The organism is Prosthecobacter sp. (assembly GCF_046154365.1).
In the GTDB taxonomy this organism is placed as follows: domain Bacteria; phylum Verrucomicrobiota; class Verrucomicrobiia; order Verrucomicrobiales; family Verrucomicrobiaceae; genus Prosthecobacter.
This window is the reverse complement of record NZ_JBJXFV010000229.1, coordinates 24920-36205: the sequence shown is the minus strand read 5'-3', so window position 1 is coordinate 36205 and position 11286 is coordinate 24920. Positions and strand designations below refer to the sequence as shown.

Below are 11286 nucleotides of genomic sequence, written 5' to 3'. Positions count from 1 at the left end.
AATCAAATCTCTGTGTTCTCGGTGCCTCTGTGGTGATTCCTTATTCCTTCTGCATGAATACAGCTCAGGCACGGTCGGAGCTTGGATGGCAACAGAATGAAGGCAGCAGAATCGAAGAAGCCCGTTCATTTAGACATCCTGACCCCTGCCCCATCTTTGACCGCATTCTTATCTAACGATGGGAAAACCAATGATCCCTCTGCGACCGTCCATCCTCTGCGGTTAAAACCAGGTAACCACAGAGGATGGACGGTCGCAGAGAAGAACTGGCTCACTGAGTTTCCTCTGAGGTAAGGATGTCTGATTCTGTTGCCACTCCGCCCCTCCGCTGCGGACGGAGCCGGTTTGGCTGGTCAAAGATGGAGGGTCAAAGATTCGGAATCAGTGCTCCCCTATTTTTTACCCCCCATCTTTTACCAGCCTGCCTTGCCTCGGATTCCGGGAGCGGACGTTCCGAGAAAAGTGAGATTTTTTTCGGGAGGGGCTGGGAGGGTTGAATGGAGCTGATTTGGAAGGCAAAAAGATGGATAGGCAGAAACATGGGGATCGGGCTCATTCTGCTGCCCCCATTCTGTTGCCATTTCTCTCTCCGCGACTGACGGGGCCGGTTTGGGCGGTAAAAATAGAGAAGCCGACCAATAAGCCCTGGCTTTATAACTCACGATCAAGCATAATGATGAGGCATAAACGAAGGAGCTTTGCATCATGGAAGACTGGACCCACTGGAACTGGCAACAAGCGGATTGGCCCGAGTTCCGCTACGACCGCAGCAAGCTGGACGCCTTGGAGGCTGAGTTCCTGCGGCAGTCGGGTGTGTTCTCAGGCTGTATCCGGCACGTCACCGAAGAGGACAAAGAGCAAATCACCGTCGAACTCATCAGCGAGGAAGCTCTCAACACCTCCGAGATCGAGGGTGAGATTCTGAACCGCGACAGCCTGCAGTCGTCCATCCGCCGAAACTTCGGGCTCGACACGGACAATCGCAAAATTCCACCTGCGGAACAAGGCATCGCCCAGATGATGGTGGAACTTTATCGCGGGTTCGATGAGCCGATGTGCGACACCCTGCTCTTTCGCTGGCACGAATCGCTCATGAATGGCAGGCGCGACCTCGCCAACATCGGCAGCTACCGCACTGGCTCGAATCCGATGCAGGTCGTGTCTGGTCCGCTGCATGATCCTAAGATTCACTTTGAAGCACTGCCCGCGTCTGCGGTGCCCGCCGAGATGGAGGGCTTCATGCGGTGGTTCATCCGCACCTCACCCAAGGGTGAGACACCGCTGCCGATTCTTACCCGTGCCAGCATCGCGCACCTCTATTTTGTCACCATTCACCCGTTTGAAGATGGCAATGGCCGGATCGGCCGTGCCATCGCCGAAAAAGCCATTTCCGAGGGCTTGGGACACGCTGCGCTGATCGCTCTTTCCCTCACCATCAATCGTGCACGCAAGACCTACTACGAACTGCTGGAGCGCAGCAACAAGGGAAACGAAATCACCGAATGGCTGGTCTATTTCGCCCAAACAATCCTCGACGCTCAGGCTCACTCACAAGAGCTTGTGGAGTTCCTGATCGCCAAGACCAAGTTCTACGACCGTCTGCGCGGGCAGTTCAACGAACGACAAGACAAGGTCATCGCCCGCATGATGCGCGAAGGCCCAAGTGGATTCAAAGGCGGACTCAGCGCCGAGAATTACATCCGCCTCACCGGCACCTCGCGAGCCACAGCCACTCGTGATTTGCTAGACCTCGTGGAGAAGCAAGCCCTGGTCCGCACCGGAACGCTCAAAAGCACCCGTTACCATCTTTACATCACGCTCCAGTCGTAGGGGGCTGCGACGACAGCCGTCCGGAATCGCACGTTCCCGAGAAGGTGAGATTTTTTTCCGGGGGCTGCTGGGAGTGGTCCTCGGGAGCTTGGATTCAGAAGGATCTCCCGCAGATTCGAGGAGGCCCGCAGATTGGGCTCAAAACAGAAATCTGCTGGCCTCCCTGAATCTGCGGGAGAAATGAGCGCCACTACCAGCCTGACTTGCCTGGGGACTGCCCCCTCACCGAAACGGTGCCCAGCGCGCTTCCATGATGGTGCCGTGATGATTGTTCGGGCTCATGTCCTGCAACTGATGCGAATCATCGCCGTCCACGGGCTCGAAGTGGTAGAGCGCCTCGGTGTGCTCATCGAGCGGGAGGCGGTCGCCTTTCGCGGGGGGCGTGAAGACCTCGTGGTAGCGAGCCACCTTTGAGATGCGCACTTCGGCCAGGTGGCCCCGGAGGCGATCTTCGCCGATTTGGCGGTTGTTCGGGTGGAAATGGGCTCCGATGCCGCTGGGAACCTCGGATGAGCGAATGCCGCCATAGCGGAAAGGCTCCATGCGGGCCAGCGGGCGAGCCTGGCCGTCCACGAACAGCAGGGGAGGCGCATCCGCCGTGGTCCAGACGGCGGCGACGTGCAGCCAGCGCCCCAAGTCCGCCTTTTTGGCCTCAAAGAAGGCCGAATCTCCCGAAACGCCATCTTTGCCCCGCCGCAGCTCCCATTGCTCATGGTGCAGCGAGAGCTTGATGGTGATCGGCGCGCCGACTGCCAGGATGGTGGACTGTTGTTTGGTCAGGTTCTTGGCCAGGTGCACGGTCGCCTCCAGCGTGTAGGGCAGCTCGCCTGCGTAACGCAGGGAGGGGACTTGGACGTAGTCATCGAAACCATCGAAGACCAGGGTCTGAGCCGGGCCGTCTGCCGCTGAGAAAAGGCGCTTGGCGACGAAATTGGGGCCAAACCAGCGCTTGGTTACGCCGCCGGCTTGTGACGACAGTGCGGTGGAGTCTGGCATGTGCAGATTACCCGGCCCATAGCTGGAATGGAAGCGGTGGTCGGTGGTCATGTTTTGCCGCCGTTTGAAGCCCGGCAGGCGGTCCTCCACCTCGGCCTGCATCATCACGGGGTCTTTCTGGGCACTCCAAACCGAGCCGCCAATGACATAGGTCCCCGGCTCCAGGCGCACGGGGGCTGCCAAAGGCTCAAACAGCCAGCGCCCGCTCGTTTCCGCCGATGTCACCGCCCGGGCACGCTCCGTGCCGACCACGCCCTTGAGCACCGTTTCCCGGTCTGCCGCGTGCCAGATGGCGATGTTGACGGGCTTGTCGAGGCCGTTGGAGCCATGGTCAAACCAGCCCAGCTCGCTGATCTCCACTGGCTCATCCAACTCGAACAGGTAACCCATGGTCGCCTTGTCGAACATCGGATTGGTCATCGGCTGCGCACCGGAGATGTCCAGCGCCTGCTGCTGAATGGGCAAAAGTCTGACCAAAGCAGGCAACAAGACAGCCGCGACACAGCTCACCACCGCAATGCAGCCGATGGCCATCCCCCGACGCAACCAGCGCCGGAAATGCGCTCCGCTGGCACGGTCCAGGCAGGCCTTCAGCTCCTGCACCGCCACGGCCATGCTCGCCGGGCGGTCAGTGGGACGCGGGGCCATCATCCGCTCCACCAAGGCGGCCACGGCGGCAGGGACAGCGCTGACTTTCTTCAGAGACCGCTCGCCTTTTCCCTCCCGGAGGGCCTGCAGCTTCGCCTCCCGGCCAGCGAACTCATGCAGGGGGATGGTGCCGGACAGCAGGAAAAAGGCCGTCGCCCCGAGTCCGTAGATGTCTGCCCGGGTGTCCACCGAAGCCGGATCCGCCGCCTGCTCAGGTGCCATGAAGCCCAGGGTGCCAAACAACCCGTCGTCCGAACCCGACTCCGCTCCGGCGATGAGCGAGACGCCGAAGTCCACCACTTTGACCTCTCCCTGGGCGGAGCGCAGGACATTCGTGGGCTTCACATCCCGGTGGATGACCCCGATCTCATGCGCCGCCGCCAGCGCCTCACCGGCGGCGATCAAGACCCGCAGCGCCTCCACCACGGGCATGGCCCCATGTTCCAGCACATGCAGCCCCAGGTCATCCCCATCCACATACTCCATGCCAAAGAACGGCATCCCGTCCTCCTCCTCGCCCCGGTAGATCGAGACGATGTGCGGGTGTTTCAGGCTGGCGATGGCCCGCATTTCCTTCAAGAACCGGTCATAGACCTCCCGGCCGGCCGCCACCGTGCGCAGCAGCTTCACCGCCACCCGGCGGTCCAGCACCGCATCATGCCCCTCGAAGACCACGCCCATGCCGCCACTGCCCTTGATCCTGAGCAAATCGTAGCCTCCCAAATGCCGAGGCAGCGTCCACTCCTCCACCCGCTCCAGGCCCCGAGGCGGATCTGGCAGCACCACCGTCACATCCTCATGCCGCTGCTCGAATGCCTGCACACCAATGAGCGCCATCTCCATGACACAAGCCGTGCAGGCACCGCCCGCCTCTACCGGTGCGCCGCAATGATCACAGACCGAGTGCTCCTCGGCAGGCAGGTGAGATGGGGTTTCGGGAGACATGGGATGGGGCCGTGAAGGTGGGTTTTCTCCCGGTATCCACGAAATGGCTGGCACGACGTTCCAAAAAATAACTCTTGGTGCCACCCGAAGCTAAAAAATTCCCACAGATTCGGGGCTCCACAGATTTTCTCAATCCCTGCATGTCTATGCCTCGCGTCATCATGTTTTGTGAAAATGGCGGCGTTCAAAACAAGAAGTGATGAAGCGAGGCATATCTGTGGAATCCTGAATCTGTGGGAGAAACATCAGGGGGTCCTGGAGTGCCTTTATTCAGACCGGATCAGCCCGACCAAATAACGCAGCTCCTCATCCACGAGGTCCAAGTCAGAAACCGTCCGGCTCACCTCGACCCGCAGCAGGTTCGCGCAGGTGGCCCTCAACTGGAACGCCGCCTTTCGCACGGCGGGCTCTGTCATCCCGAGATCCTCGGCGATCTCAGCATAGGGCCGCACCGCCCCAGAACCCGGCAGGACGCCCTTCAGCGCCTCAAACAAGTCCGACCGCCCACGCTGCTCATAGCTATGGCGCATCCGCTCAATGGTGTGTCGCAGCGTCGCCCCGGCCCACTCGCGGTCATACGCCCGGCTGGACTCCTCCGCGCTGTGAGCCGCCTCCAGCTCGTCATGCAGCGACTCGTGCGTGGCGCCGCCCCCGCGCTTCACCGCCGCCCGGCGACGGTGCTCATCCGTCAGCCAATTGGAAAACGCACCCAGCAGAAAGGAGCGAAACCGCGTCTCCCGAGGCATCACGCCCCGCACGATGTCCCGGCTCAGCGCATGCTCGAAGAACCCATGCACCAAATCCTCCTGCTCCCCCGCATTCACCGCCCACCGCTGCCCCACAAACACTTTCAATGGCCGCGCATAGGCCTCATAAAGATGGGAAATCGCCTCCACTTGCACCTCGGTCCAGGACTCGTTCGCAGCCTTCCGCAACGCACCCCAGTCGGTGGTTGGAAACAGATGAGGCTGGGCAATCGAAGTTTCCATCACGCAAGAAGCCGTCCCGTGCACAGCAGGAGGCAGGTGCGCTGTTAAAGCGGAAAATGCGCCAAGCCACAAGACAAAATCCGCGCCGTATTTGCCAAGAAAGGAGAAGACATCTGGATCAAGAAAGAAGCGCTTCGCGTCTCGCCACCGATGGGCGAGTGTTTGAGCTGAAACCTCGGTAGCTGCGGCATTCGCGGGCCGCGTCTGCTCCGAGATGGATTTTGGCAAACGGCAGCGGCTCACCTCACCACCTTCATCTCCGCAAACTCGACCCAGCAGGGCCGCGTCGGTGCCCAGGAGGCATCACCGCCGCCGTGGAAGGTTTCCAGATAGAGACCGTCCACGCCAAAGGTGTCCACGCTGCGCCATTCCATGTCGGTGCGTTCAACCACGAGTTTTTCGCCGCTCCACAAGCGCAGTGTACCGTCGCGTTTGCCAAGCGTGTTCATGGACACGGCGATGCGCACTTTCACCGACTCGTTGGTCGGAAAACGAAAGTCGGCGGGGAAGGCAAAGCTGTCGCCATAGTCGCCCTTCTGGTTCTTGTGATAGACATAGGCCTCGCCACGACCGTCCTTGCGCCACATCAAGCGTGCAGAAAAACCGTTGGTGCCGTTTGCACGTCGGCCACCGCTCACGTTGTCCGGCCCGCCACACAGTCCGGGAAGCTTGCCACCTTTGACGAAATCGAAGTCTTTGCTGAAGCGCAGCGTGTAGCTCAGTTCTGCGGCTTCGTGCTTGCCAAACGGCATGCGCCAGCCCGCACCGCCTTCCTCTGGGCCGATCTTGCCGATGGCGAAGTTCACACGCAGCCATTTCTGCGCATCGCGTTCAATCACGGCCACCCGTCCTTCCTTGATGCCGCCTTCAAACTCGCAGCCCGGCCAGTCGGCTTTCCAGCGCGCCTTGGTGTAAGGCCCGGCCTCACCAGAAATCGAGATGCTAAGCGGCAGTTCCGCGAAAGCAGTGATCTGGAGCAACAGAACAGCGAGGAGCGTGAAAATGCGCATGCGGGGTGTTATGCCTTACGGCAGCAATGTTTATGATTTGCCGCAGGTTCAGGGAAATTTCAGATTCTTTTGCTGTTTCGGGGCACCATCTGTGGTTTTCCTGAATCTGTGGCAGAATTCAGATTCTGATGGCTCGCGGTATAACACGGCAGCCGTCCTGTATCCTCCGAAAATCAGGCTGGACTCGCGCATGCCTTCCTGATGTCATTTCCGGCCATGAAGTTGATTTTTATTCTACTGCCGGTCTTCGCCGCGATTTTTTCATGCAATGCCGCTGACACGGACTGGCGGCAGGCGGCGCGAGATTATCTGAAGGAGCAGGATTTCGCGCCCATCGAGATCAGGCCGGGAGCGCGCTCTGCCAGCGATCTGGCGAAGGTGCGCTGGGCGTGGATGCAGCGCATGCTGCTGCCGGTGTTTGAAAAGAATCTCGCGCAATGGCCGCAGCAGGCGGAGGCGGCGCGCAGTTTTGTGAAGCAGGCGCTCATGGCGAAGGCCGGTCATCCTGACGTGGACCCGCAGCGATTGTGGGAAGTGATGGCGGCGGAGGGCACCGCATTGGCGAAGGCGAAAGTGGAAGAGCCACTGCTGCTCTGGCTGGCCGCATGGGTGGTGTGGGAGTCGCATGAGGGCTACACGGACGCGTGGGACTTCCTCTCGCGGGCGAACCGGCACAAGACGTTGAAGGATTACCCGTCCGTCATCGCCGCGCACATCGAGGCGCAGTACAATGAGATCAGGCGCTCGTCGAACTCGGAAACGATCGCGAAATCCAACGCTGAACGGGCGAAGCGCATGCTGAAAAGCGCCATGGACCCGAAAGTCTTCGCGCCGGAGGAGGACGAGCTGTTTTATGACGAGGTCGAGTTCGTCTTCAGCTCGACTAACGTGAAGGAACGGCCAGAGGAGCTGCGAAAACTGTGCGCCGCGCCGCACCTCTCCCCGTGGCTGCGGGAGATGTTCAACGGGAAGCTGCAAAACAGCACCGGCTGGTCGTATCGCGGCACCGGTTATGCGAACACCGTGAAGGACGATGGCTGGAAAAAATTCGCGGAGCATCAGGTGATCGCACGCGGTCATTTCAAGAAAGCCTGGGAGCTGCGCCCGGACCGGCCGCAGGCCGCGACGCTCATGATCGACGTCGTGAAATGCGGCAACGGTGAGCAGGGCGAGACCACGCGGCGGTGGTTCGACCGCGCGGTGGCGGCGCAGTTTGACCACTACAACGCCTACTACGCGCTGCTGTGGGCGCTGCGTCCGCGCTGGGGCGGCAGCATTGACCAGATGAAGGCGTTTTACTGCGCCTGCGCGCTGACCGGCAAGCATGAGCAGGGTGTGGTCGTCGCCATGCGGCGCATTCTTGAATACCTCGAAGACGATGTGGACGACATCCGGCTCACACTTTCCCAGGAACCGCTGAAGCAGGTGGTGCTGGGCTCGAACCGCGAACTGGCGGAGTCGAAGGAAGTCTATCGCACCTGGCAGCACGACTGGCGGCTGGCGGACTACGGCGTGCTCGCGTGGATGGCGGGTGATTACGAGACGGCCTACGACACATTTCAAAAGGTGCCCGTGCCGTTTCCCCGGCAGACACGGCGACGGCTGAACCTGCTGGCGAACGAGGCCGAGGTGCGCGCGCAGTCGGCGCTGTACACCTTCGGTTTCAACACGGAATGGGACGCGGCGGAGGAAGCCTACACACTGGGCCGGGCCAATGACGCGCTGCAAGGCTACCAGGACATCGCCGCCCGCTTTCAAAGCGAGCCGCCGGGGCTGCTGCTGGAACGCATCGCCGCGTGCAAGTTTGAAAAAGACCTCGCCACTGGCAAATGGGTGAAGATGTGGGCCTTTCCCGATCTCGCGGAGTGGCACCACCTCAGCGGCTTCTGGACCGGGCTGAAGACGGGCACGCTCGTCAACAACGGCCACGGCGCGCGTGCCTTCCTGCTGCACAACGGCCGCACCGGCACGAACTTCGAGTTCACGGGCGAATATGAGGTGAAAGACCTGCCAGAGGGCGACCAAGGGCTGAGCATCATCCTCGGCTACCACGGCGGCGAGCAGACTGAGGACTGGATTGCCTGCTCACAATGGACCAGTTCCGGCAAAGGCGTGGTGGCATCGATGTTGCGGAAGATGTACCAGACCGCCGCCCCGCATGTCACGCCGCCCGTGAACGGCCGGACCTGGAAGTTCCACATCCTCTGCCGTGAAGGACTCGTAACCTACCGCCTGAATCACTGCGACATCGTGGTGAACCACCGCGTGACCGACAAGGACGGCGACACCTTCGACATGCCGGAGAACTCGGTCATCGGCTTCTTCCACCACTTCTTCCACGAGAAATCCCACACGCACATCCGCCGCCTCATGATCCGGCGGCTCGATCCGCCTGATGAAAAGGATGAAGCGGAGGCCGCCGTGGCCAGTTTGGACGATGTGCGGAACGGCTTCGCCGCGCACTGCCGCCGCGTCACCGCCGATCTGAACGCGACTGCGCTCGTTGAAGCCGAACAACTGGCCGAGGACCGCCAGCGTGCCAACAAAACCGACGAAGCCGCCAAAATCACCGCCTTCGCGGCGCTGCTAAAATCCGATGTGCCCGTGAAGGCCGCCGACATGCCCGTCACAGGCGCAGGCGAGGACGCGCTCGCGACTTTGCTGCGCGGTTATCATGCCAGCCTCGAATCGCGGCTCGTGATGGCCCGCAGCGAGTGGAAAGAAAAGGCGTTCAAGCTGCGCGATCCCGCCGCCACGGCGGAGATCACGAATTTCATCCGCACCGAGCTCGAAACGCGCCAGAGCAACGAAATCGAGGAACCGCTGGCCGCCGCCAACACACTCAAATGGCAGAAGCAGGCGGGCGAATGGACGCGCACGACCGATCTGCTCGTCGGCAGCGGCGACAGCACCCTGCGCTACGACTTCAACCGTGCTCCGCCCTTCCAAATCGAATTTGAAGTCACCGTGCTCGATGGCATGCGGGCGCGGCTGGTCATGGGCAACGTGAAATTCGCCAACGAGGCCTTCAAGACGACCTTTGGTCTTTATCCGCAGCCGAAAGGCGCGGCGTTGTTCACTTACGAGCGCAACAAGCCGTATCAGATCACCATCAAGGCCGCGAAGGACAAGACCGAGCTGTTCGTCGATGGCGTCAAGGTATGCGACGGACCCAAGATCGAAGGTGTCGTCGATGTGCTGCAGTTCCGTGGTGGCGACGACTGGTCGAAGGGCAAGTCCGAGTTCCGCAAGATTCGCATCGCGCCGCTGCCTTGATTCTTGTAATGGCTCTCCCCACACTCAATCTCACAACCATGCGCCTCAACTCCATCCTCCTCTCCACCCTTTTGCCGGCTTTGATGATGTCGGTTTGTCTGTCTGCTGAAGAAGCGAAGCCGAACAAGCCTGATGCGACGCCGGAGGTGAAGAAGGAGGAGAAAAAGGACGAGAAGAAGCCTGAGGCGGACAAGCCGGTGGTGACGGAGGGCAAGGTGATGGTAGGTGGGAAGGAGATCGCGTACAAGGCGACGGCGGGGACGCTGCCGATCTTGAAGCCGGATGGGAAGCCGTCGGCGCAGGTGTTTTACACGGCCTACACGATGAAAGACGTGAAGGACGCGGGTTCGCGACCGGTGACGTTCTGTTTCAATGGCGGACCGGGCAGCAGCTCGGTGTGGCTGCATCTGGGGGCGTTCGGGCCGAAGCGTGTTGATCTGCCAGCGGATGGACTGACGCCGCCGAAGCCGCCGGGCGGGCTGGTGAACAATGAGTTCTCGCTGCTGGATGTGACGGACCTGGTTTTCATCGATCCGGTGAACACGGGCTTCAGTCGTGCGGAGGATCCGAAGAACTTGAGCGAGTTTCTCGGTGTCGAGGAGGACATCAAGAGCGTGGGCGAGTTCATGCGGCTGTGGGTGACGCGGGAGCAGCGCTGGCGGTCGCCGAAGTTCATCGCGGGGGAGAGCTATGGTGGCATTCGCGGCGGTGGGCTGGCGCAGCACTTGCAGCAGCGGCATCGCATGTATTTGAACGGGCTGATCATCGTGTCCGGCCTGCTGGATTATGATGTGCTGATTCCCGGGCCGCTCAATGATCTGCCCTATGAGGTGCTGCTGCCTGCGATGACGGCAACGGCGCATTATCACAAGAAGCTGCCGGCGGATTTGCAGGCGGATTTCAAGAAGGCGGTGGCGGAGTCGCGTGAGTTCGCGTTTGGCGAGTATGCCCGGGTGCTGCTGAAGGGCAGCGATCTGCCAAAGGCAGAGCGTGATGTGGTGGTTCAGAAGCTGGCGCGATTGACGGGGCTGGAGCCGAAGCTGATCGACGAGCAGCATCTGCGCATCGACAGCGGGGTCTTCCGCGAGATGCTGCTGCGGAAGGAGAGGCTGGTGATCGGAGCTTACGATGCACGGGTGACGGGCCGTGATGGCGATGAGTCGGAGCAGCACCCACAGATCGAGCCGTTCATGCGCGTGGTGGGCAGCGTGGCGGCGGCTTCGATGAACGCGTATCTGCGCGAGGAGCTGAAGTATGAAAAAGACCTGCCTTATGAAGTGCTGGCGCCGCAGCCGAACTGGAATCACGGCAAGGGCAACGGCTACACGAGCGTGAGCGGCCAACTGGCGGATGCGATCAAACAAAACCCGCATCTCAAGGTGCTGGCGCTGGTCGGCTGGCGTGATCTGGTGACGCCGCCGGACAACATGCTGCACAGCCTGCGCCAGATGCATCTGCCGGAGGAGTTGAGACCGAACATCGAAGTCGCCGAGTATGAGTCCGGCCACATGATGTACACGAACCGCCCGGACATGGAGAAGATGCATGCGGACATCGCAGCGTTCATCGCGAAGGCTTTGAAGTGAAATGAA

At 60.9% G+C, this 11286-nt stretch carries 6 protein-coding genes; 3 read left to right on the top strand and 3 right to left on the bottom strand.

From position 1 onward, the window contains the following. Positions 1–705 precede the first annotated feature (705 nt). Complete coding sequence (locus ACKVY0_RS29135; protein ID WP_409218401.1) at positions 706–1830, top strand: Fic family protein; 1125 nt, start codon at positions 706–708, stop codon at positions 1828–1830. A gap of 222 nt (positions 1831–2052) precedes the next feature. Here ACKVY0_RS29135 and ACKVY0_RS29130 read toward each other — a convergent pair whose 3' ends face one another. The 3 genes from ACKVY0_RS29130 to ACKVY0_RS29120 form a co-directional block, all read right to left on the bottom strand. Continuing rightward, a complete protein-coding gene (locus ACKVY0_RS29130; RefSeq protein WP_409218400.1) occupies positions 2053–4419 on the bottom strand; it encodes a protein kinase domain-containing protein in 2367 nt (788 codons plus the stop codon). 266 nt (positions 4420–4685) lie between these two features. After that, the gene (locus ACKVY0_RS29125; protein ID WP_409218399.1) at positions 4686–5636 is read right to left on the bottom strand and encodes an RNA polymerase sigma factor; all 951 of its coding nucleotides are present in this window, start codon (positions 5634–5636) and stop codon (positions 4686–4688) included. 11 nt (positions 5637–5647) lie between these two features. Then, on the bottom strand, positions 5648–6418 hold the full coding sequence (locus tag ACKVY0_RS29120; protein ID WP_409218398.1) for a polysaccharide lyase: 771 nt from the start codon (positions 6416–6418) through the stop codon (positions 5648–5650). 216 nt (positions 6419–6634) lie between these two features. Here ACKVY0_RS29120 and ACKVY0_RS29115 point away from each other — a divergent pair, with 216 nt between their 5' ends. After that, positions 6635–9694 carry a hypothetical protein gene (locus ACKVY0_RS29115; RefSeq protein ID WP_409218397.1) on the top strand — a complete coding sequence of 1020 codons (3060 nt, stop codon included), beginning with the start codon at positions 6635–6637 and terminating at the stop codon, positions 9692–9694. A 38-nt stretch (positions 9695–9732) separates the two neighbouring features. Beyond that, positions 9733–11280, top strand: coding sequence for a S10 family peptidase (locus ACKVY0_RS29110; protein ID WP_409218396.1), 1548 nt, complete (start codon positions 9733–9735; stop codon positions 11278–11280). Positions 11281–11286 lie beyond the last annotated feature (6 nt).